The sequence below is a fragment of the Caldicoprobacter faecalis genome (genome assembly GCF_900115765.1).
GTDB classification, from domain to species: Bacteria; Bacillota; Clostridia; order Caldicoprobacterales; family Caldicoprobacteraceae; genus Caldicoprobacter; species Caldicoprobacter oshimai.
On sequence record NZ_FOXR01000012.1, the window covers coordinates 23,340 to 45,936 of the forward strand.

Genomic DNA, 22,597 nt, shown 5'->3' on the forward strand with positions numbered 1-22,597 from the left:
AAATGCCGGTCACAGCAAGGCGGTCACAGCAGGGCTTCTTTGTGCCGCGCGGCATGGCACTGTATGTTTACCGCCACTGGCAGGCCGGCAATATGTGTGGGGTAGGTTTCAATGTGTACGGCCAGTGCTGTTACCGTCCCGCCCAGCCCCTGGGGACCGATCCCCGTGTTATTTATAGCCTGCAACATCTCTTCTTCCAGCTGCGCCACCAACGAATCCGGGCTATGCTGACCGGCCGGGCGTAGCAGCGCCTTTTTTGCCATATATGCCGCCTTTTCCATGGTGCCACCTATTCCAACTCCCACTATAATGGGAGGGCAGGGGTTACCTCCGGCGTCAATTACAGTTTGCAATATGAATCCTTTTATGCCTTCCAGGCCATCGGAGGGCTTTAGCATCTTGAGCTGGCTCATGTTTTCGCTGCCAAACCCTTTGGGCACGACTGTTATCTTGACCTTATCGCCGGGGACTATCTCGGTATGTATTATGGCGGGAGTGTTATCGCCGGTGTTTACTCTTGTTATGGGGGAGAGCACAGATTTTCTTAAATACCCCTCTCTATAACCCCGGCGCACTCCTTCATGTACTGCCTCATAGAGGTCTCCTCCGACTATATGTACGTCCTGCCCGATTTCGAGAAACACCACAGCCATACCTGTGTCCTGGCATATGGGTAGTTTTAGCTCATGGGCTATGCGAAGGTTTTCGAGCAGCTGATCCAGGATGTTTTTTCCATGGGGCGAGGCCTCCTGCCGTTTAGCTTTTTCGAGCAGGGCTTTTACGTCATCCCCCACGTTATAACAGGCTTCTATGCACAGGCGTGCAACAGTATCGGTTATCTCGCTTACATGTATTTCTTTCATGGTTTTACGGCGTAAAGGTAAAAATTTTTGGAAATCGGAAAAGGAAAACGCCGTCCTCCTTTCGAATCTAGTAAATTGGCTTATATATATTCTAGCAGTTTTATACGGAAAATACAAACGCAACTTTGTGTGGGGGTGGCCCATCTTGCAGGGAGGAATAGGGTTTTTGATAAAATCAATAGCAATGCATCCCCGTTATGTATTATAATAAGCAGTGGTTGGCGCTTGTTGATGTTGTTTCGGAACGGTATGCAAGGAGCCGTTTTGGAGTACCATTGAGGGCTGTAAAAGGGCGCGGCTGCTGATGTGCTATAAAAGACGATAGCTTGACTAAACAAAAGAGGGAGAGATGGACGGGATGGGGTTTAGGGTATGTTCGCTTTCGAGCGGTAGTGACGGCAACGCCACTTATATAGGCACCAGCTGCACAAACATATTGGTGGATGCAGGCTTGACTTTGAAGGATACCCTTGATGCTCTTCAAAGCATTGATGTGTCACCGTATGACCTGGATGCGATTCTTATATCTCACGAGCATGTCGATCATATAAGGAGTGCAGGGGCGCTGTCAAGGAAGTTTGACATACCTGTATACGCCAATCAGGAAACTTGGAAGGCAATGCAGCAAAAGGTAGGGGACATCGCTCCCCATAATGTTCGGATATTTTATACAGGCATGGATTTTTATATAAATGATATAAACATTCAATCCTACGCTGTACCCCATGATGCAGTTGAGCCTGTAGGCTTTTGCTTTTACAACGGCAATAAAAAGATTAGTATTGTCACCGATTTGGGGCATACTAACACTAGCATAATCAAGATGGTACAGGATTCGGATTTGATTTTGCTGGAGGCAAATCACGATGTACATATGCTGCAGATGGGGCCTTATCCATGGCCCCTTAAGAAGCGCATTATGGGGAAGTATGGCCATCTGTCCAACGAACAGGCCGGTATGGCTTTGGTAGAAATGCTTAAGGATAGAACCATGTATGTGCTTTTGGCGCATTTGAGCCAGGAGAACAATCTTCCTGCGCTGGCCTATGAAACGGTGACCGGTATACTCCTTTCAAACGGCATTAAGCCGGGAAAAGACGTGGTGATAGATTTGACGTACCGCAACGGTATAAGCAGCTTTTACCATATAGAGTGATTTTTGAAATTTCAAAGGGGATGGGGGTGATACTTCAAAAAGAAAGACGAGGAGGAAAATTTCGTGAAAGGGATAAGGATTGCTGCTTTAATGGTTGTACTATCAGGGATTTTGTTTTTGACCAATGCCTGTGGATGGGGCTGGTCTGTGTCTCCTAAGGAAAAATATGACTATCAAGAGCGGCAAGGGGAACTTACACAGCAAGAACTCGCGCCAGCTCCAATTCAGCAGAAGAACGCTGCCCATGAAACCTCTATATCTCAAGTTGTAAAAAAGGTGATTCCATCGGTGGTGGGAATTTCAACCGTACATACTGCAAGAACCACGGTATGGGATGATACCGAAGTGATAGAGGGGGTGGGCTCGGGCGTCATCGTGCATCCCACAGGCTATATCTTGACTAACGACCACGTGGTGGGAGGCAATCCCGCCCATATAACCGTCATATTGAAAAACGGGGATGGACTGAAAGGGCGTACTCTGTGGTCCGACCCTACTTTGGACCTGGCCATCGTAAAGGTGGAGGCCGAAAATTTGCCGGCCGCTATCCTGGGGGACAGTGACCAGCTTGAGGTGGGGGATACTGCCATTGCCATCGGTACCCCGCTAGGCCTGCAGTTTCAACATACTGTAACGGCCGGAATCATCAGCGCACTGAACCGCACGGTACAGGTCCCTACCGAGCGCGGACAGAATTTCATGGAAGACCTTATCCAGACTGATGCTTCTATCAATCCCGGCAACAGCGGTGGCCCGTTGGTCAATATGAGAGGTGAAGTGGTGGGCATCAATACAATTAAGGTGACCAGCGCTGAGGGTATAGGCTTTGCCATTCCTATTAACGTTGCCAAGCCGGTTATCGAACATTTTATAAAGGAAGGTTCGTTTGTTACTCCGTATATTGGGATAGTGGGTTTTGACAGGGAGATGGCCCGTTACTTTAAGCAGAGTGAGAACATACAGGAAGGGGTATATGTAGTGGATATCGATGAACGAGGGCCGGCTTATAAGGCAGGGGTTAGAGTTGATGACATCATAACCCGCGTGGGAAATAGGAAGGTCACCAAGATGCTTGACCTGAGGAGTGCCATTTATTCATATAAAGTGGGTGATAAAGTCAGCATAGAAATCATAAGAGGTGGGGAAAGGCGTACCGTTACCATGGTATTGCGGCAAAAGCCGAGATATAAATGAACATCACTGGGGGAGGGGTAATTTATGAGTTTATACGACAATGAACAGCTTGCCGACGGACAGCAGAGGTGGCCCACTGTCCTGGGGAGTAACTACCTCTACCTTGTTGTGTTGGTACTGATGATTACGTTATCCAGCATTGTATCCGGCCTTTTTAATCCAAAGATGAACACCGAAAGCTGGCTTATTGCTACCTTTCTCATGGAGATAGCGGTGATAGGCGTTCCTCCTTTGATCTATCTTCTTGCTTCCAGGATGGATATAAAACGGGTGGCCAGGATAAATCGGATCAGAGGAGTGGAGCTGCTGCTGGTTTTAGGCATGGCAGTGTTCGGATACGCAATTGTTGGATTCATCAATATGGTATGGTACTCTATGCTCAATCGCATCGGCAACCCTGTTGAGCCGGTTTTCCCGCCAATTAAGACGGGCAGACAATACATAATGGCAATAATGGCCATGGCTGTGACACCCGCCCTGGTTGAGGAGTTTTTGTTCAGGGGAGTGGTCTTAAGAGGATACGAACGGTTTGGGGCATTGACGGCTACAGTTGTAAGTGGCGTACTCTTTGGGCTGCTTCATTTGAATCTGGTGAACCTGCCTGCCGTCATATTCCTTGGAATCATGATCAGCTATGTGGTTGTGCGTACCGATTCCATCTTTGCCGGAGTGCTGTATCATTTCACACAAAATTTTCTGTCTATATCGTTTCTGTTTCTTCAGGAATTTGCACAACGGTACTTGGGGGAAGGGATGGCGGTGCCGGAAAATGTAAAGCAGATGCCGCCTGAGCTGCTGGCTGCCGCCATGGCTGTATGGGGTATAATAGCCTTTTTCTGCCTGGGGCTTTTTGCTGCCTGTGTAACCTCTTTTCACCGCATTACATACGGTAAGGAAAGCATACGCGGTTTGATGATCCATGAGGTGAAGGGCCTCTCTATAAAGGAAATGTTGCCTGTTATAGCCTCGGGAGTTATCGTGATTGTATATTTGTGTGTAGAGGTTGTTGCAATGGTCATGGGCGTGTAATAGCGCACAAAATTCACAATTTGTTCATACATTGTGTGCAAACTTTTGATATAATGTTTATTGGTTGTAGTATAATTTTATTTTTAAAATTGCAAACAGGGGGGATATAATTGATTCAGGTTATAGACGTGACCAAGCGGTATGGCCAGCACGTAGCAGTGGATCACGTCAACTTTACGGTTGAAAAAGGCGAGATACTAGGTTTTTTGGGGCCAAATGGTGCTGGCAAGACCACGACCATGAATATTATAACTGGTTATATTTCAGCGACCGAAGGGACTGTTAAAGTGGAGGGCTTTGATATTCTGGAGGAGCCCGAGGAAGTCAAAAAGAGGATAGGATATATGCCCGAGTTTCCACCTTTGTATATGGACATGACGGTGCAGGAGTACTTGGATTTTGTGAGCGATATCAAGAAGATAGACAGGGCAACCAAGAAGAGAAGCATGGAAAAGATCATGGACCTGGTCAAAATAGGCGATGTGCGCAAAAGGCTTATAAAGAACCTTTCCAAGGGATATAAGCAGAGGGTGGGGCTGGCACAGGCTTTGATTGGTACGCCACCGGTGCTCATATTGGACGAGCCGACGGTGGGCCTTGACCCCAAGCAGATCATAGAGATTCGAAGCCTCATCAAGGAGCTTGGCAAAGAGCACACCATCATATTGAGTTCACATATCCTCCCGGAAGTCAGCGCTGTGTGCGGACGAGTGATAATAATAAACAAGGGCAAGATAGTTGCAAGCGATACGCCAGAGAATCTGTCCAAGCGTTTGAGCAGTGCGGGCAGGCTTTCATTGCGAGTGGCCGGGCCAGAAAAGCAGGTATTGAAGCTGGTCAGGGAGCTTGAGGGCGTCAAAAACGCTGAAGTACAGGGGGTTAAAGAGCCCGGTACGGTTGATATACTGGTAGAAGCTGAAATGGATATCGATATACGCAGGCCGCTGTTTTATGCTTTGAGCCGCGCAGAATATCCCATCCTTTATATGAAGTCGGTCGATTTGACGCTTGAGGAGATATTCCTGCAAGTTACAACTGAGGAAAGGGAGGTTTCCTGATGCTGGCTGTATTCAAGAGGGAATTAAAAGCGTATTTTGCATCGCCAACAGGGTATATTTTCATGGGCTTTTTTCTGCTGATATGCGGCATATTCTTTGCGTTCTCCAATTTGCTCACCGCGAGCCCGGATTATATAAGCGTGTTGAGCAGTATAACCTTTGTGTTTTTGATAGTGGTGCCGGTTCTTACCATGAGGTTGATGTCGGAGGAGAGCAGGCAGAAGACTGACCAGCTGTTGCTTACCAGCCCATTGAGCGTTACTGGAATAGTGCTGGGCAAGTATTTTGCGGCTGTAGCCGTATTTCTGCTCACCCTGTTGATTACCTGTCTGTATCCCATTATTTTGAGCTTTTTTGGAACCATTGCCGTTTGGGAAATAGTTGGTGGATATATTGGGTTTTTCCTGCTGGGTGCGGCTTTTATATCCATAGGATTGTTCATCTCTTCTTTAACTGACAATCAGGTGATTGCGGCGGTTGTGACGTTCAGCGCGCTGCTTTTTATATGGATTCTGGACTGGGTCATACAGGGGCTTCCGACCGATAGGATTTCAGGCATAGTATTTGCATGTGCTCTGGTAGTAGGAGTGGCAGCGCTGGTGTATTTCACCACCAGGAACATATTTGTAAGCGTTGCAATTGCTGTGGTGGGATTTGGCATCATAGCGGGCGTATATTTTGCCAACGAATACTTCTTTGATGGATTTATTGTGAGGACCCTTGAGTGGTTCTCTTTGCTTAAGAGGTACGAAAACTTCATGATGGGCATTTTAAGCTTAAGCCCGATTGTCTATTATATTACCTTTTCAGCTGTATTTCTATTCTTGACTGTACGGGTAATTGAAAAGAGAAGGTGGAGCTAACCAGAAGGGGGAAACGAAATGAAGAAGTTTCTTGGATTCAATTTCAAGTCTGTAAAGGAATCGTTTAAAAGCAAAAAGTTCAAATATGGTGGCTATGCCACTTTGATGGTGGCCGTCGTCATTGCCATTGCCATAATCATCAACCTGATTGTGGACCAGATCCCCTGGGAACTAGATTTGACACAAAACCAGATGTATTCTTTGTCGGAACAGACTACTAAGGTACTGGACAACCTAAAACAGGATGTCAAGATCATTGGCCTTTATGAGGCTGGAAAAGAAGATAAAAGGGTATTGGAAATTATAGAGCGGTATCAAAAACGCTCAAAGAGGATCAGTTTTACTACTGTTGATCCCGAGAGATATCCGCAACTGGTTGCGAAGTATGAGAAGGATGGCGGGTCACTGAGCACTGGAAGCCTGATCGTGGAGAGTGGAGACAAATTCAAGGTGATCGATCGCTATGACCTGGTAAACTATAGCTACAACCAGTATTCTGGTCAGTGGTATGCTCAGTCTCTGGCTGTGGAGCAGCGCCTCACAGGGGCTATATTGTATGTGACGGCTGAAGAGCTCCCTGTGGTATATATGCTGATAGGCCACGGTGAGGATTCGATTCCTTATGATGTGAGGAAGCAACTGGAATTGGAGAACTATACTATAGAGGATTTGAATCTTGTTACCCAAGATTCGGTACCCGAGAAGGCACATGCTCTGGTAGTGCTTTCGCCCAAGAGGGATATTACAAAAGAGGAAGAGGAAAAGATCAGGAAATATTTAGAAAATCAGGGTAGAGCGATATTCTTTATACAGAATTTAAATGGGGAGCTACCCAATTTTGAATCACTCTTGAAGAGTTATGGAGTAGCGCTACAGCGGGTTGTAGTGGTTGAGGGTGATGCTAATATGCATTATCCGGGCAATCCTCTCTATATAATACCCAACATGGAGAGCCACAGCATTTTAAGTCCGCTTAAATCCGGACAGATGTATGTGTTTGCGCCCCAGTCGCAGAGCATAGAGGTACTTGAGATGAAGAGACGGACTTTGGAGATAGAGCCGCTGCTGGTTACTTCAGATAAAGCCTGGGCCAAGACCAATCTGGAGGCCACTACAATAGAGAAAGAAGAGGGTGATTTGGAAGGGCCGTTCAACATTGCGGTTGCCATCACGGATAAGATATATGAGGATAACGAGACCAAGGAGACCAGGCTGGTAGTGGTAGCCAATACTAATCTGCTAAACAGCCAGCTAGTTTCGCAGGTGCCGGGCAACGTCAATTTTCTGCTCAACAGCCTTAACTGGCTGCAGGACAGGGAGGAGAGCATCTCGATACGGCCCAAGAGCTTGACGGTCTCGCGCCTTAGAATATCGGCTTATCAGCAGCTTATATTCTCAGGTATAGTTGTTATATTGATTCCTCTGATCGTACTGGTGTCAGGATTGACAGTATGGTTGAGGAGGAGACATCTATGAAGAAGAGACAGCGAAGTATAATTGCTCTTGTGGTTGTGCTGGCAGTGCTGGTTGGTGCGTATTTTTACGTGAGCAACCGTCCAAAAAAGCAGGCTGAGGATAATAAAACCATAGAGATATGCAAAGTGCCTAAAGAGGACATCGTCAAAATGGTCCTGGAATCACGGGATGGGACTACCTTGACGTTTGAAAAGAAGGATGACAAGTGGACGGTGGACTATCCCCATCCTGTGATTTTGGATCAGACAAGCGTCGATGATATAGCTTACAGCTTTGCCAGCCTGTATGCCGAGAGGATAATAGATGAAAATCCTAAGGACCTATCGGTGTACGGCCTGGATAAGCCGGCTGTTGTTGCCAGGGCTTTTCTGAAGGACGGCACCCAGAAGGTATTGTATCTTGGCAACAAGACGCCGGCAGGCAATACCTACTATTTGATGGCTGAAGGGGACCCAAAGGTTTATTCGGTGTGGATGAACCATGGGGAGCATTTCAGCTACAAGCTCTCGGATGTACGTGAAAAGGACCTGACCGAGATTAATACCCAAGAGCTGACTTACCTGAAGATAGCCAAGAAGGGTAAGTCTACCATTGAAATAGAGAGGAATGATGAGCAGTCGAAGGATGAAGCCCAGTTTGGCTTGAGCCTGTGGAGGATGACCCAGCCTTACAATGAGCCGATGGGGGTATCGTCCGATAAGTTCCAAAAAGTCTTGGATGGCATATCCTCGCTTACCAGCAATGCCATTAAGGAGTTTGTAGAGGATAATCCCCAGGACCTCTCTAAGTATGGTTTGGATGACCCGGTGGCCGAGCTCATCGTCAAGGACAAAGAAAATACACTGCATTTGTACTTTGGAAAAGATACAGACGACGGTAAAAGCGTGTACTTCAAGACGGCCGACGTTAACTCGGTCTATACTATGGAGAAAAGCAAGACCGAGCTACTTGATACAAAGCCGTTTGACATTGTGGACAAATTTGCGTATATTGTCAACATCGATAATGTGGATAAGATCATAGTGGAAGGACGAGGGAAAACCCATGTTCTAACCATTACCAGGCAGACCAAAAAGGCTGAGAAGGAAGGCGAAGAGGATGAAGTCATAGCCACATACATGGTGGATGGCAAGGAAGTAGAGGAAAAGCCCTTTAAGAAGTTTTATCAGAGTTTGATTGGAATACTGGTAGATGCCGAAATTGATAGGGAAATGGCTGAGGAGAATCCCGAAGTTAAAACCACTTTCTTCCTCAACAAAGGGTCGAGGAGAGAGGTTCATGTGAACTACGTGCCATACGATAATGATTTCTATGCTGTATTCCGCAGCGGAAAGGCCGAATTTGTAGTATCCAGAAGCCAGGTAAACAAGATGCTGGATGATCTGGAAGCTTTGATCCGTGGAGATCTGGTAAAGGATGAGTGATTTTTAAACCTCTCCAGCGGTGAGGTCAGGCTGGAGAGGTTTTTTGTGTAAAATATTTCAACGTGGTTGTTTTGTAGGTTGAGCATTGAAAAATTGGCATTTCTCTGTGTGTTCTAACGGCACTTTTCTAATATAATTGTTATGGATAACATCAAAAAATTTTTATCGAAAGGGGATATGTCATTATGGGGAAGAAGGCCCTGGTAGTTCGAGGGGGATGGGAAGGCCATCAGCCCGTCGAGGTTTCGGAGCTCTTTCGCGATATTCTTATTGAAGAAGGCTTTGAAGTAGAGATTTCCGAGACGCTGGATGCATTTCTTGATGTGGAAAAGTTAAAATCGCTTCATCTTATCATTCCCGTATGGACCATGGGCAAGATAACCGACGCTCAGGTTGGGCCGGTCCTTGAGGCTGTGGCCAGGGGGGTGGGCATTGCAGGGTGCCATGGCGGCATGTGCGATGCCTTTAGGGAGTGCGTCCAGTGGCAGTTTATGACGGGGGGACAGTGGGTAGCTCATCCCGGAGGGGATGGGGTAGAATACGTTGTCAACGTCAAAAGGGGCTCCAGCCCCATTGTTGAAGGGATTGAGGATTTTACCGTAAAGAGCGAACAATACTATGTACATATTGACCCGGCGATTGAAGTGCTTGCCACCACACGGTTTCCTGTGGTGGATGGCCCGCATGCTGCCAATGGGCAGGTGGATGTGCCGGTCATATGGACCAAGCGCTGGGGAAGAGGAAGGGTATTCTACTGTTCTTTGGGACATCATGTAGACGTGTTGCAGGTTGAGCCGGTTCGAACCATAATGAAAAGGGGTTTCCTCTGGGCAGCTGAAGGTAAGGACATTGCCATGCAGGCCAGTGATAACGCCGAAGTTTTAATCCAATCGGTAAAGAGGATGTTTTAAGTGAAAGGGTGGTTGTCATGAAAAAGGTAAAGGTGGGGATTGTCGGATGCGGCAACATAAGCGGCATCTATTTAAAAAACTGCAGCCAGCGATTTGAGATTTTGGAAGTGGTGGCCTGTGCGGATTTGATTTTGGAAAGGGCACAGGCCAGAGCAAAAGAATTCAATATACCTAAAGCGTGCTCGGTAGAGGAGCTTCTTGCGGATCCCGAGATCGACATCGTGGTCAATTTGACGGTTCCTAAAGCACATGCCCAGGTGTGCATTGCCGCTCTTGAAGCCGGCAAAAATGTGTATGTTGAAAAACCGTTGGCCATCACTCGTGAAGAAGGCAAAAGGATACTGGATATAGCCAAGGCAAAAGGGCTTTTGGTGGGCTGTGCTCCCGATACATTTTTCGGGGCCGGGCTTCAGACCTGTCGAAAGCTGATAGACGATGGCTGGATCGGTGAGCCGGTAGCGGCGACGGCGTTTATGGTATGCCATGGCCATGAGAGCTGGCATCCTGATCCCGAGTTCTACTATCAGGTGGGCGGAGGCCCTATGTTTGATATGGGGCCCTATTATTTGACGGCTCTGATATCCCTTATAGGTCCCATAAAGAGGGTGACGGCATCCGCCAGGATTACGTTTCCAGAGAGGACCATCACCAGTCAACCCAAGTATGGCACAAAGATAAAGGTGGAAACGCCCACTCATATTGCCGGCGTTATGGATTTTGAAAACGGCGCTGTGGGGACCATTATTACCAGCTTTGATGTATGGAGCGCCAATCTGCCGCGAATTGAGATTTACGGCAGCGAGGGCAGCCTAAGCGTGCCCGATCCCAACACCTTTGGCGGTCCTGTGCTGATACGCCGTCAAGGGGCCAGTGAATGGAGTGAGATTCCTTTGACTCACGGTTATGCCGACAACAGCCGAGGCATTGGAGTGGCTGATATGGCTTATGCATTGTTGTCGGGGAGGCCGCACAGGGCTAACGGTGAGATGGCCTATCATGTGCTGGACGTGATGCAGGGATTTTTGGATGCCTCACAGAGCGGAAGCCATTATATCCTTTCCAGTTCGTGCAGCCGCCCGGAACCATTGCCCCTTGGGCTCCGAGACGGCCTGCTGGATGAATAGGATAAATTTAAAAGGATCGGATATGGTTATTATCTAAACTCAAAAAGAGGCAAGCCCCATATAAATGAAGGCTTGCCTCTTTGCTTATATATGAACTGTGTATAACTTTCTGATAACTTTGTGAGTAATTCATAAAAGCAAATTAATCCTTTTTACGTTATGAATTAATTGTTTCAACCCAGCTGAAGGCTTTGCGTAAAGGTATGAATAAACACGGGTACCATGGAGTTGGTATCCAGGAAAGCTAAACCAGTGAAAAAAGGGTACCTTCTATCATTAGAGCGTAATAATTCCTATTTTTAAAAGGTATATTCCTTACTCCTTTTTACTTTAAACTTTAAAATGTTGACTTGTTAATTATACAGTACAGCGATCCCAATAGTAAATATGGTATGTTTATGTTGGGATTGGGGATGTAATTTGTCCTAATTTGGTAAAAAGGATCTCTCATATTCATAAAGATGAATTATTGGAATATACGCCTGCGGTGGTGCTGGTTGTTGCCTCGATAGCCATTATCCCACCGCTCCTGTGGAGACAGCCTTTTGATGAGTGGGTATACCGAGCCCTTGTATTTCTTGTGGTCTCGTGTCCCTGTGCTCTTGTGATATCGATACCCGTTGGATTTTTCGGAGGATTGGGTGGTGCTTCCAGAAACGGTATACTGGTCAAAGGAGGGCAGTACCTTGAAGCCCTTGGAAATGTTGATACCGTGGTGTTTGATAAGACTGGGACATTGACCAAAGGAGTTAAGGTTGCTAAAGTGGTTCCAATGGCTGATATGACAAGAGAGGAGCTGCTTGACTACGCTGCCCTGGCCGAAAGCTATTCAAACCATCCCATTGCACTCTCGATAGTGGAGGCTTACGGCAAGCCTTTGGACCGGCAGCGGGTTGACGAATACACTGAAATTCCGGGATATGGCGTCAAGGCCAGAATAAGGGGCAGGCAGGTGCTGGTTGGAACTGCTGGCCTGCTTAAGCAGCACGGCGTGACATGTCCGGAGGTTGAACTTGCTTATACCGCTGTGCACCTTTCCATAGATGGGCAGTATGCAGGGTATATCATAATAGAGGATGAGCTGAAAGAAGACTCTAAACAGGCCATCAATGATTTAAAGCGAATGGGCGTAAAGCGAACCGATATGTTTACAGGTGATAACTATCACATAGGCCTTAAGGTAGGGCAAAATCTAGGGCTGGATGAGGTGTATGCCGAACTCCTTCCACATCAAAAGGTGGAGAAGCTGGAGACGATAGAAAAGACGAAAGCCACCAGGAAAGGCAAGGTGGTATTTGTGGGCGATGGGATAAACGATGCGCCGGTGCTGGCCAGAGTGGATGTAGGGGTGGCAATGGGAGAATTGGGTTCCGATGCCGCCATCGAAGCGGCAGATGTGGTGCTCATGACCGATGAGTCCTCCAAGCTGGTGACCGCTATCATGATAGCTAGCCGTACAAAGCGCATCGTATGGCAAAACATAATTATGGCCTTGGGAGTTAAAGGGTTGGTGCTTTTGCTGGGGGCAGCTGGTACTACCAGCATGTGGGAAGCGGTTTTTGCCGACGTAGGGGTTGCCATACTTTCTATACTCAATGCCATGCGCGTGATAAAAAAGCCGAGAAGCCATAGATGCGATGAGGCAACTGCAGCATAAAGAGATCAGACAACGGTGGCATGAAATAAAAAACCTGGTATAAAATAAAAACGGGGCCAAGGTGAAAACGCGCCTTGGCCCTGTTTTTAATCTTTTCGTGCTTATGGCGTCGGCAAAAGCTTTTTACCTATCGTCTGCTTGTTGTGTTGGTGCATCTCAAACTTTATGCAAACCGTTCATTTCTGAAATCGCTATACCAGGTAACATATTATATGCTTTACCACTCCCATCCCTTGAATAGATGGAAGCTCCTGTTTTTCTGGAAGTATCTTACCTGATTTCTGAGGTAAGGAATCAGGTAATAGTCCACTCCCAACGACCTTCCAGCACCGGCCAGCATGGCTATCGAAGCCATGATGTACCACAGGTCTGGTAGGCCAGTATTGGTGGAAGGAAGGCCTGTCGATAGCATGAAGTTGATGTTCATGGCGATGGACACCAGCCCTGCGATAAACGTAAATATTCCGAATATGAAAGCTATTCCCAGCCCAATCTCGGTGATCACAATGAGCTTCTGGAACAGCAGGGCATTGGGATAAATGATGTTTTCGACTATCCAGGCATACCAGCCGGGGGTATGGTCACTCACCAGGCTAATGATGGATGCCGATGATGTGGCGTCGGTTGCACCTCCAGGGCCCAGCATCTCCCAATCCCCAAACCAGCCGGCCTGTATTTTTTGAATGCCCGATGTCAGCCACATGATTCCCAGCCATATTCTCAGCGGCACAAGCCAGAATGTAAAGTTCCTACGTTTAATGTGCCCAATGGCTGTCTCTATGAAAGCGTTGTACGTTCTGGCCTTGTACAGGAACTGGTCGTAAATGTAGTCCCATATAAGCTCAAAGCCGCCTATTCCAAATAGGTAATGCATGTTTACCAGATGCTTCATAATAGTGGCCCATATGCCGACCAGCAGAGGCAGGCCTTTGATCTGCGCCACCGCAAAGAAGGAGCCTACCGACACCATTACGCCGTGGAGCTCGGGTTTAAACTTTTGCTTTTGGGTGCCCAAAATCTCAGCGGCGATGTTTTGTGCTGCGCATTTACCTGACTGAAGGGCTGATTCGACCAAAGCAGGAAGCACATCGCCGTTTTCTTTAAACTCCATTATGTCGCCGATGGCATATACATATGGATACTCAACGGTTTGCAGATATTCATTCACCACTATTCGGTTACGCTTGCCCAGCGTAAGCCCTAACTCCTTTGCAAACTCATTTGCTTCGACGCCTCCGGTCCATATGAGGGTCCTGGTGGGTATAACGTCCCCTGTCTTCATGCATACCTTTTCGGGATGAACTTCGGTTATAGGCGTATTGGTGTATACCTCTACGCCATGTTTTTCAAAGAAGTTAACCACTTTTTTGGACAGCTTTTCGTCCAATATTGGGCAGATGGTCGGCAATGCCTCTACAACCGCTAGCCGCACTTCTTCTTTGGGTATGTTGTACTCACGGCATAGGGTGGCCGTCCATTCCATGAGTTCACCCATCATCTCTACGCCGGTGAACCCACCTCCACCAACTACGAACGTGAGCATTTCCTTGCGTTTATCAGGGCTTTGCTCCTTTGATGCCAGCTGGAACATGTGTACTATGTGGTCGTGTATTTTCTGTGCGTCCTCCAGCGACCACAGCGTAAACGCATGCTCTTTCATTCCAGGGATTCCAAAATATGCGGGCTGACTACCGGCGGCCAAAATCAGATAATCGAAGCTGTACTCATGGTTTGCCGATATCAGCTTTTTGTTCTTGAGATCAGCCTTTTGTATTTTGTCGTGTACAAACTTTACCTTTGTATATTGCAATACGTGTTCGATTGACACCTTTACACCTTTGGGTTCAATCCTGTGGCCAGCTACCTGATGCAGCTCGGTAAGCAGCGTGTGATAGGGGTTTTGATCTATGAGGGTTATCTCTACATCGCTTCGCTTTTTTAATAGCCTGTGCAGAGTTTTGGCTGCTTCCAACCCACCGTACCCTGCTCCCAGTATAACCACCTGCTTAGCGGACATTATATCTACCTCCTTTGAGTTATACAGGTTGTCTGTAGAAAAGTGTTAGAAGATTAACGCTTATTAAATTTTAACATATAATCTAAATACTTAAAAGACATAAATTTATCAAGTGAAAGATATAATTTTAACGAGCATATGCACAATATATGTACAATAATGGTTAAAATCAAAGAAAATGGAGGGAGATTTGTATTAAGGCAAGCAAAATCGCGTTTATAATCTCTATTATTGAAAAAATTGGAGAGAATAAACCGATAAAAGCATTGAATATATTTATGTTTTAAGATAGAATAGACAATGCCTAAAAAATAACAACAAAAAAGAAAAGGAGGAGTGTCTACAATGAAAAAGTTACTTAGCATGGGATTGATAGTGCTGTTAACTATTGCTCTGTTAACAGCCTGTGGTGGTGGCACCGCTAATGATTCCAATGAAAAAGAACAGGCAGCTCCTAATGATTCCGCGACTGAAGAACAGGGAGCTACTGGTGATCAGGAACAGGAAGACGCCGATGAAAAGGGAGCTGAAACTGCTGCTTACAAAGATGGAACATATAAGGCTGAGGAGCCAGAGTTCGATGATCATGGTTGGAAAGGACAGATTGAAATAAAGGTTGAAGGCGGCAAAATTACCGAAGTAAATTATGATGAGGTAAATCAGGAAGGCAAAAAGAAGAGCGAGGATACAGAGTATCATAAGAGATTCAAGGAACAAAAGAATGTAGACCTGTTGGATGCCTATGAGACATTGAAGAAAGACCTTGTCGAGAAGCAGGATCCCGATGCTGTTGATACTTACACCGGTGCCACTGGAACAACGGAGAAATTCAAGACATTAGCCAAAGAAGCTCTGAAGGAAGCACAGAGCAAGTAAAATTTAGATAAAAGACCTGTCGCAAGACAGGTCTTTTATTTAATGATAAGTTTTCGAAAGCTTGTCAGAAAGGGTATCAGATGGTATTAATTTTATGTTGAACTAGTATGCAGAAAAAGCGCATTTAAAAGGCTACACTGGATGGATGTTACATCCAAATCAACATGGAGAGATGGGGGTTTACATTTGAAAGGGTATCAAAGGATTTGTGCTTTAATCATAATAATTTTTTTGGCGAGCGTGGCTTTGCAGAGTTGCGCACGGACGAGAGGGCTTCAAGAGTACCGCAAGGATATATTTGCCCTCGATACGTGGGTCAATATACGTATATATGCGGGCAAAGAAGGGCCCGATATTCTGGATAAGGCTATAAGGCGAATTGAAGAGATAGAGAACCGCATGAGCGTTACTATACCGGACAGCGACGTGAGCCGTATAAACAGCAATGCCGGCAAGCAGCCAGTGAAGGTGCACGATGATACCTTTGAAGTCATAAAAAAGGCATTGGAATATGCCGAAATATCCAATGGAGCCTTTGACATAACCATATATCCCATCGTAAAGCTGTGGGGGATCACATCTGAGCATCCTCGTGTGCCCTCAAATGCTGAGATACGCGATAAGCTGCGCTTTGTGGACTATCGCAATGTGGTGCTCGACGAGGACGAGAAGACCGTTTACCTCAAAAAGCCGGGCATGGGCATAGACTTGGGGGCCATTGCCAAGGGATATGCCGCCGATGAAGTGGCCAGGATTTTAAGAGAAGAAGGCGTGGTACACGCCCTTATAAACATGGGGGGGAATATGGTGGCCATGGGCGGCAAGCCCAATGGTCAGCCCTGGCGAATAGGCATACAGGACCCCAGAGCTGAAGGAGCGCGGCGCCATATTGCTATTATAGAGGTAATGGACGGAAGCGTTGTCAGCTCGGGCGATTATGAACGCTATATCGTAGATATTTATAAGAAAACAGGAAAGAGGTACCATCACATATTTGACCCTTCGACGGGTTATCCCGCAAACAGCGGGCTTATGGCTACAACGGTGGTTGCTCCAAACTCCATTGATGCCGATGCACTGTCCACGACTGTATTTGTCATGGGGGCTAAAAAAGGGCTTGAGCTGGTTGATAAGATGGAGGGCATAGAGGCCCTGGCCATCACATTTGATAAGAAAATATATACCTCAAGGGGGTTGCAGGGGAAGCTGATTGTGACCGATAAGGAGTACGAGCTTCAGCCATGAGGATGCCGATAAAAGTAGGGGATTTGGTGGTATACTTCTTTGCAGCGGCGTTAATCGTGGTGGGCTTGTTAGGCATGTATGTGATGGGGACTGAAAGCAGCGATAAGAATGTGGTGATTGAAGTAAAGGGCAAAGAGGTGTATTCCTGCCGTATATATAAAGGTATGGCTCCTGTGGAGTTTCGTGTGGATGCTGGAAACGGCAAATATAATGTTGTATCGGTAACATATGAAGAGGTAAAAATAAAAGAAGCCAACTGTCCTGATCAAGTTTGCGTAAAGTCAGGTCCCATCCGTCATGCCGGTCAAGCCATAGTGTGCCTGCCTCATAGGGTGGTCGTGAAGATAACGGCTGGCCATGAAGAAACGCCCGATGTAGATGATATTGCATCTTGAGGAGAAAGTTTATGAATAAAGTTAGAAAGATGGTCATGCTGGCGCTTATCATTTCGCAGGCTTTAGTTTTGCATCTGATAGAGGGTTTTATGCCGGTTGTGGCTCCGGGGATAAAGCTGGGATTGGCCAACATTATGACCCTGGTCACTTTGGTACTCTTCGGCTTTAAAGAGGCGTTAGTGGTAGTTATAGTTCGCTCGGTGCTGGGTTCGCTCCTTGCAGGCAGCGTTACGGCAATACTTTACAGCCTTGCGGGTGGGATTTTGAGCTGTTTGGTGATGGGCTGGTTGTATTTCAGGTGGAGGGCTTATTTCAGCATGATGGGCATTAGCACAGCAGGAGCTATATTCCATAATATAGGGCAGCTGCTGGTGGCGTCATGGGTGTTTGGAACGATAGGTATATTGTTTACCTATTTGCCTGTGTTGACCGTTGCTGCTATGGGTACTGGATTTTTTGTAGGCCTGGCATCCAGGTATATTATTAAATACCTAGAAGAGCAAAAGTGGTTTAAGTGGGAAAGGGGTTAAACGGTTGTTGATGAAGAGTCAAAGCAAAAGGTTAACCGTGAGCTATGTCGATATAATCGGGGATGAGCTTAAAATGGTTGATGAGCACATAAAAGCCACCCTCTTGTCCAAGCAAAAGGTGTTGGAAGCGGCTTTGAAGGAACTGCTGGAGGCTGGCGGTAAAAGGCTTCGACCTGCACTGGTGTTATTGTCGGGCAAGTTTGGCAAATATGACCGGAAAAAGCTTATCCCTTTAGCGGCGGCCGTTGAGATACTCCACATGGCTACCCTGGTCCATGATGATATAATCGACGACTCAAAGATACGGAGGGGCAGGCCTACGGTTCAGTCGCGGTGGGGGAAAGACATAGCCGTCTTTACGGGTGATTTTTTGTTTGCCAAAACCTTTTTGCTGCTTGCCCACAGCACAACATTTGAAAACATGCGGGGCCTATCCAAAGTGGTTAAGGCCATCTGTGAAGGTGAGATTGCACAGTACCAATCAAGGTATGACAAACACGTCACCGTGAGGCAATACCTAAAAAGGATAGGGCGCAAGACGGCGCTGCTGTTTGCCCTGAGCTGTTATATTGGAGCGCATGAAAGCGAGTGCCCGTCAAAGGTTGTGCGGTGTTTGAGGGAGTTTGGATTTAACTTTGGCATGGCATTTCAAATTACCGATGACCTGCTGGATTTCACAGGTGATCCTGCTAAGATAGGCAAGCCGGTGGGAAGCGATTTCGTTCAAGGGGTGTATACCCTGCCCTTGATATATGCCATCAACTCATCTTATAGAGACGAGGTCATAAAGCTCTTGGATAAAGAGAGCTATACTCCGGAAGATGTAAAAGAGTTGATTGAGCTGGTGCGTGCAAGTGGAGGTATTGAATACAGCAAGAACTTGGCCAAAAGCTATTTAAAGCGCGCCGGCGAATTTATTGATGGCCTTGCGCCTATTCCAGCCAAAGCGGCGCTGGAGAATCTTTTAGATGGGCTTATCGACCGTAGCTATTAAGGCAGTAGGTTTAGCTCTTTAGTTGAGAAATTGAAGCGTTTTTGGCTAAAATCCAGCAAATATAGTTGAAAATATGTTGAAAATATATACTGCTGATGCTAAAATACCTAAATAAGAAACTGAGGGAATTGTTGTAAACATCGCGTGTTTTGTGAAAGGAGCTTGGTGTATGGAAAAAAAGCAACAGGAGTTTGTTACCCATATAACTCCCAAAGAAGAGGACTTTTCTCAGTGGTATACCGATGTGATTTTAAAGGCGGACCTGGTCGATTATGCTCCCGTAAAGGGCTGCATGGTAATCAAGCCATATGGATACGCTATATGGGAGAACATCCAAAAGGAGCTGGATGCGCGGTTTAAGGCCACAGGCCATAAAAACGCATACTTCCCTCTGTTCATACCCGAGAGCCTTTTGCGCAAGGAGGCCGAACATGTAGAAGGGTTTGCGCCTGAGGTGGCCTGGGTTACCCGTGGCGGAAGCGAAGAGCTGGCCGAGCCTTTGGTGGTCAGGCCAACATCTGAGACCATAATATGTGCAATGTACGCCAAATGGGTGCAGTCTTACAGGGACCTGCCCATACTGTACAACCAGTGGTGCAACGTGGTGCGCTGGGAAAAGTCAACCAGGCCTTTTTTGAGGACTGCCGAGTTCCTGTGGCAGGAGGGCCATACGGTGCATGCCACCGAAGAAGAGGCCGAAGAGGAGACGCTGAAGATTTTGGGCATATACAAGGAGTTTGCCGAAAATGTGCTGGCTATCCCTGTCGTTGTCGGCCGTAAGTCCGAAAAGGAGAAGTTTGCCGGCGCTTTGCGCACTTATACCATGGAGGCCATGATGCAGGACGGCAAAGCGCTTCAAGCGGGGACGTCGCACAATTTGGGCCAGCATTTTGCCAAGGTGTTTGATATTCAGTATTTAGATAAGGATGGTCAGCTCAAATACGCATGGCAGACTTCATGGGGCGTATCCACACGGCTGATAGGCGCTATAATAATGGTACACGGAGATGAGCGCGGTCTGGTATTGCCTCCTAAGGTTGCTCCTGTACAGGTGATCATCGTGCCCATTGCCATTCACAAAGAGGGCGTGCTGGACAAAGCCAGAGAGGTATACAGGCAGATTGCCGATGCCGGCATTCGCGTAGAAATCGACGATAGGGATACGCAGACGCCGGGCTGGAAGTTCAACGAGTGGGAGCTCAAAGGAGTGCCGGTGCGCCTTGAGATAGGGCCCAAGGACATAGAGAAAAACCAGGTGGTACTGGTGCGCCGCGACAACTTTGAGAAGGTGGCTGTACCCATGGATAACGTTGTGCAGGCCATAAACCATATGCTTGTCGAGGTGCATAAGGGAATATACGACAAGGCCTTGAAGATGCGAGAGAATTTTACCCATGTGGCACGCAATTTTGATGAGTTTAAAGAGGCTATAGAGGTAAAGAAGGGCTTTGTCAAGGCCATGTGGTGCGGCGAGAGGGAGTGCGAGGATAATATAAAAGCCGAAACCGGAGCTACTACGCGATGCATACCTTTCGAACAGGAGCATATAGATGACCACTGCGTTTATTGCGGACGCCTAGCCAAACATATGGTGTACTTTGCCAGGGCATACTAAACCTGCGATGAAAATGGTGAAGGTATTTTTACAGAATGATGGAATGGGCTATGGGGTTTGTTTTGTGGCATGATTTGGGAAATAAGGAACGCGAAGTATTGTAAGATGGCTTTCCTGGCTGCTTGGATATTGATTTCAAGCAGCCAGGGAAAGTAAAAATTTCTACTTTACAAAACGAATGTATTAGGTTATAATATGACTTGCTGGTTCGCACAAGTCCATATTATGGGGCTATAGCTCAGTTGGGAGAGCGCAACACTGGCAGTGTTGAGGTCAGGGGTTCGAATCCCCTTAGCTCCACCACAGTTAAGACCGCCTGAGGGTGAAGGAAGGCGGTTTTTTCGTTTTTGAGAAAAAAGGGACACATCTTAACTTTGTAATACCGTTTATAAAAACAATAACGTATAACATGGCAGGTCTTTAAGTGGGTTTATATTTATTCCGCAGGTTTGGGTGCGAAAATCGAAAATTGAAAAAGGGGGATTGCTATGGAACAACACTTAAAAAGGTTGAGAGATCAGAAGAAGACGATAGGGACAGCGTGTCTGAGGGGCCGGAGCGCGATTTGGTGCAGAACAGTTTAAGGTGACCCAATCCGAGAAGGGTAGGGGAAAGACCCGCATATTCCACGTTTTCAATCCTGCACCGGTGGCAAGCGATGAAGCGGCTGAGATAGTGGTTTGGGAGAGGAGTTTATAAAGTGGGTCTCTTGCCGGCATTTTCAGGTTAATTGAAGAAAACCCCAGCAAGGGTATGACAGCATGGGTTGTGGGTCGCCCCACATGAACGTGATTGGCTTGACTCGGGTTTTAATATTTTCATAGATGATACATGTGTATCATTTGATGCACAACCCTGTAGCGTTGCCAGCATATGCCTTGAATTTGAGGAGTAAAGAGATGTGCAGTGTTATCCTCCGACTGCCATGATAATTTCAGTCGGGGGTTTTGTTTTCCAAATCTTGACGTGTCCATTACATCAGATTATAATAATAATTGAACTGGTTCAATTTTTATAGGGCATGTAGGAGAGAGATATGGCTGTAACCATCCGCGACGTGGCAAAGCGTGCAGGTGTATCGCTGGGTACGGTATCCCGGTACCTCAATGGCTATAGGTTGCGGGAAGAGAACCGTTTAAAGGTTGAGAAAGCCATCCAGGAGTTGGGTTTTAAGCAGAATATCATCGCTAAAGGCCTCAAAAGTAACCGTTCCATGACAATCGGAGTGGTAATTGATGATTTTACAAACATTTTCTGCACTTCTATCGTAACAGCCATAGAAAGGACTGTGGAAAAGGAGAATTACAGCATCATACTGTGCGATTACGAAGGCGATACCGAGAAGCTCGAACAGAAGCTGAATTTTTTAAGGGACCGTTTTGTGGATGGGCTTATCCTTTTTTCCAACAACGTTCGTTTGAGCATAATGGACGAGTATATTCGTGACGGGATTCCCATAGTAATAGTAAATGAAGATATTCCCGGTTTTAATACCGATAAAGTACTGGTGGATAATGCCGGGGCCTCTTTCAGAGCGGTTGAGAGGTTCATACACTCCAACCATACCAAAATTGCCATAATAAATGGGCCGCCCAACTCGTGGGTCAGCCAGCAGAGGTTTGAGGGATACAAGCAGGCATTGGAAGCTTATAACCTGCCTGTTGAATCCCGGTGGATTAAATATGGTAATTTTACGACGGTAGGAGGTTATCTGGCTGCCAAAGAGTTTTTTGAAGGGGCTGATATTCCCACTGCCCTGTATGTTACCAATTATTACATGACGTTGGGAGCTGTCATGGCTATCCATGAATTGAATATCAAGGTTCCGCAAGAGCTGTCCATCATAGGCTTTGATTACTTCGAGCTGTCAGATGTCATAAAGCCTTCATTGACGGTGATTGAACAGCCCACCTCAAAAATGGGGGAAATAGCCGGCAATCTTATATTAAAGAGGATAAAGGGAGACTATACAGGTTACCCGGAGGTACACACGCTTCATACCAGGATGATTGTGAGGGATTCGGTAAGAGCCATTTCTTAGTCTTGGCAGTTAAAGAAGAAGCCTGATACTCAAATAATGTCTTAGATGTGTTCTTTAATTCTTTTACGCTTAATTTGAACCGTTTCAATTTTGATAGCTATATTTTGGTTGCTGGGTTTCCAAAATCTA

At 46.6% G+C, this 22,597-nt stretch carries 19 protein-coding genes, 1 tRNA gene and 1 pseudogene; 19 read left to right on the forward strand and 2 right to left on the reverse strand.

The window, feature by feature from the left end:
- Positions 1-23 precede the first annotated feature (23 nt).
- Entirely contained in the window at positions 24-863 is an 840-nt protein-coding gene (locus BM241_RS06250; RefSeq protein ID WP_025748088.1) for a fumarate hydratase, read from the reverse strand.
- A 358-nt stretch (positions 864-1,221) separates the two neighbouring features.
- Between BM241_RS06250 and BM241_RS06255 the strand changes: the two genes are divergently transcribed.
- From BM241_RS06255 to BM241_RS06300, 10 genes and pseudogenes are all read left to right on the forward strand, one after another.
- Positions 1,222-2,019, forward strand: coding sequence for an MBL fold metallo-hydrolase (locus BM241_RS06255; RefSeq protein WP_025748087.1), 798 nt, complete (start codon positions 1,222-1,224; stop codon positions 2,017-2,019).
- Positions 2,020-2,082: 63 nt separating this feature from the next.
- Positions 2,083-3,213: a S1C family serine protease gene (locus BM241_RS06260; protein WP_051456375.1), complete on the forward strand. Its 1,131-nt coding sequence runs from the start codon at positions 2,083-2,085 to the stop codon at positions 3,211-3,213.
- Positions 3,214-3,237: 24 nt separating this feature from the next.
- Positions 3,238-4,242: a CPBP family intramembrane glutamic endopeptidase gene (locus BM241_RS06265; RefSeq protein ID WP_025748085.1), complete on the forward strand. Its 1,005-nt coding sequence runs from the start codon at positions 3,238-3,240 to the stop codon at positions 4,240-4,242.
- Between the two features lie 110 nt (positions 4,243-4,352).
- Positions 4,353-5,300 carry an ABC transporter ATP-binding protein gene (locus BM241_RS06270; RefSeq protein ID WP_025748084.1) on the forward strand — a complete coding sequence of 316 codons (948 nt, stop codon included), beginning with the start codon at positions 4,353-4,355 and terminating at the stop codon, positions 5,298-5,300.
- Positions 5,300-6,163: an ABC transporter permease subunit gene (locus BM241_RS06275; protein ID WP_025748083.1), complete on the forward strand. Its 864-nt coding sequence runs from the start codon at positions 5,300-5,302 to the stop codon at positions 6,161-6,163. The genes BM241_RS06270 and BM241_RS06275 overlap by 1 nt, the downstream gene beginning before the upstream one ends.
- An 18-nt stretch (positions 6,164-6,181) precedes the next feature.
- Positions 6,182-7,639: a GldG family protein gene (locus BM241_RS06280; protein WP_092282307.1), complete on the forward strand. Its 1,458-nt coding sequence runs from the start codon at positions 6,182-6,184 to the stop codon at positions 7,637-7,639.
- Positions 7,636-9,063, forward strand: a complete 1,428-nt coding sequence (locus BM241_RS06285) for a DUF4340 domain-containing protein (RefSeq protein ID WP_177206109.1) — start codon at positions 7,636-7,638, stop codon at positions 9,061-9,063. The genes BM241_RS06280 and BM241_RS06285 overlap by 4 nt, the downstream gene beginning before the upstream one ends.
- 185 nt (positions 9,064-9,248) lie before the next feature.
- Positions 9,249-9,974, forward strand: a complete 726-nt coding sequence (locus BM241_RS06290) for a ThuA domain-containing protein (RefSeq protein WP_025748080.1) — start codon at positions 9,249-9,251, stop codon at positions 9,972-9,974.
- Between the two features lie 17 nt (positions 9,975-9,991).
- The gene (locus BM241_RS06295) at positions 9,992-11,098 is read left to right on the forward strand and encodes a Gfo/Idh/MocA family protein (protein ID WP_025748079.1); all 1,107 of its coding nucleotides are present in this window, start codon (positions 9,992-9,994) and stop codon (positions 11,096-11,098) included.
- A gap of 475 nt (positions 11,099-11,573) precedes the next feature.
- A pseudogene (locus BM241_RS06300) lies at positions 11,574-12,755 on the forward strand (heavy metal translocating P-type ATPase); the annotation flags it as partial.
- Positions 12,756-12,972: 217 nt separating this feature from the next.
- Here the strand turns inward: BM241_RS06300 and BM241_RS06305 are convergent.
- Positions 12,973-14,772, reverse strand: coding sequence for an FAD-dependent oxidoreductase (locus BM241_RS06305; RefSeq protein ID WP_092282309.1), 1,800 nt, complete (start codon positions 14,770-14,772; stop codon positions 12,973-12,975).
- A gap of 345 nt (positions 14,773-15,117) precedes the next feature.
- Between BM241_RS06305 and BM241_RS06310 the strand changes: the two genes are divergently transcribed.
- From BM241_RS06310 to BM241_RS06345, 9 genes are all read left to right on the forward strand, one after another.
- Entirely contained in the window at positions 15,118-15,648 is a 531-nt protein-coding gene (locus tag BM241_RS06310) for an FMN-binding protein (protein WP_025748076.1), read from the forward strand.
- A gap of 186 nt (positions 15,649-15,834) precedes the next feature.
- Positions 15,835-16,893 carry an FAD:protein FMN transferase gene (locus tag BM241_RS06315; protein WP_177206110.1) on the forward strand — a complete coding sequence of 353 codons (1,059 nt, stop codon included), beginning with the start codon at positions 15,835-15,837 and terminating at the stop codon, positions 16,891-16,893.
- Positions 16,890-17,288, forward strand: a complete 399-nt coding sequence (locus BM241_RS06320; RefSeq protein ID WP_092282311.1) for a NusG domain II-containing protein — start codon at positions 16,890-16,892, stop codon at positions 17,286-17,288. Before BM241_RS06315 ends, BM241_RS06320 begins: the two co-directional genes overlap by 4 nt.
- Before the next feature lie 11 nt (positions 17,289-17,299).
- On the forward strand, positions 17,300-17,818 hold the full coding sequence (locus BM241_RS06325; protein WP_092282312.1) for a Gx transporter family protein: 519 nt from the start codon (positions 17,300-17,302) through the stop codon (positions 17,816-17,818).
- Positions 17,819-17,828: 10 nt separating this feature from the next.
- Positions 17,829-18,812 carry a polyprenyl synthetase family protein gene (locus tag BM241_RS06330; protein WP_092282313.1) on the forward strand — a complete coding sequence of 328 codons (984 nt, stop codon included), beginning with the start codon at positions 17,829-17,831 and terminating at the stop codon, positions 18,810-18,812.
- Positions 18,813-18,981: 169 nt separating this feature from the next.
- Positions 18,982-20,427, forward strand: a complete 1,446-nt coding sequence (proS, locus tag BM241_RS06335; protein WP_025748071.1) for a proline--tRNA ligase — start codon at positions 18,982-18,984, stop codon at positions 20,425-20,427.
- Between the two features lie 227 nt (positions 20,428-20,654).
- Positions 20,655-20,730: transfer RNA gene (locus BM241_RS06340), tRNA-Ala, on the forward strand.
- Positions 20,731-20,851: 121 nt separating this feature from the next.
- On the forward strand, positions 20,852-21,016 hold the full coding sequence (locus tag BM241_RS12445) for a hypothetical protein (RefSeq protein WP_156925102.1): 165 nt from the start codon (positions 20,852-20,854) through the stop codon (positions 21,014-21,016).
- 447 nt (positions 21,017-21,463) lie between these two features.
- Complete coding sequence (locus BM241_RS06345) at positions 21,464-22,468, forward strand: LacI family DNA-binding transcriptional regulator (protein WP_025748021.1); 1,005 nt, start codon at positions 21,464-21,466, stop codon at positions 22,466-22,468.
- Positions 22,469-22,597 lie beyond the last annotated feature (129 nt).

What these genes read in the sequence shown, in the direction of transcription:
- BM241_RS06285 (WP_177206109.1), top strand. Translation starts at nt 7,636, where the DNA reads ATGAAGAAGAGACAGCGAAGTATAATTGCTCTTGTGGTTGTGCTGGCA.
- BM241_RS06305 (WP_092282309.1), bottom strand. Translation starts at nt 14,772, where the DNA reads ATGTCCGCTAAGCAGGTGGTTATACTGGGAGCAGGGTACGGTGGGTTG.
- BM241_RS06255 (WP_025748087.1), top strand. Translation starts at nt 1,222, where the DNA reads ATGGGGTTTAGGGTATGTTCGCTTTCGAGCGGTAGTGACGGCAACGCC.
- BM241_RS06345 (WP_025748021.1), top strand. Translation starts at nt 21,464, where the DNA reads ATGGCTGTAACCATCCGCGACGTGGCAAAGCGTGCAGGTGTATCGCTG.
- BM241_RS06310 (WP_025748076.1), top strand. Translation starts at nt 15,118, where the DNA reads ATGAAAAAGTTACTTAGCATGGGATTGATAGTGCTGTTAACTATTGCT.
- BM241_RS06330 (WP_092282313.1), top strand. Translation starts at nt 17,829, where the DNA reads ATGAAGAGTCAAAGCAAAAGGTTAACCGTGAGCTATGTCGATATAATC.
- BM241_RS06290 (WP_025748080.1), top strand. Translation starts at nt 9,249, where the DNA reads ATGGGGAAGAAGGCCCTGGTAGTTCGAGGGGGATGGGAAGGCCATCAG.
- BM241_RS06275 (WP_025748083.1), top strand. Translation starts at nt 5,300, where the DNA reads ATGCTGGCTGTATTCAAGAGGGAATTAAAAGCGTATTTTGCATCGCCA.
- BM241_RS06280 (WP_092282307.1), top strand. Translation starts at nt 6,182, where the DNA reads ATGAAGAAGTTTCTTGGATTCAATTTCAAGTCTGTAAAGGAATCGTTT.
- BM241_RS06320 (WP_092282311.1), top strand. Translation starts at nt 16,890, where the DNA reads ATGAGGATGCCGATAAAAGTAGGGGATTTGGTGGTATACTTCTTTGCA.
- BM241_RS06265 (WP_025748085.1), top strand. Translation starts at nt 3,238, where the DNA reads ATGAGTTTATACGACAATGAACAGCTTGCCGACGGACAGCAGAGGTGG.
- BM241_RS06325 (WP_092282312.1), top strand. Translation starts at nt 17,300, where the DNA reads ATGAATAAAGTTAGAAAGATGGTCATGCTGGCGCTTATCATTTCGCAG.
- proS (WP_025748071.1), top strand. Translation starts at nt 18,982, where the DNA reads ATGGAAAAAAAGCAACAGGAGTTTGTTACCCATATAACTCCCAAAGAA.
- BM241_RS06250 (WP_025748088.1), bottom strand. Translation starts at nt 863, where the DNA reads ATGAAAGAAATACATGTAAGCGAGATAACCGATACTGTTGCACGCCTG.
- BM241_RS06295 (WP_025748079.1), top strand. Translation starts at nt 9,992, where the DNA reads ATGAAAAAGGTAAAGGTGGGGATTGTCGGATGCGGCAACATAAGCGGC.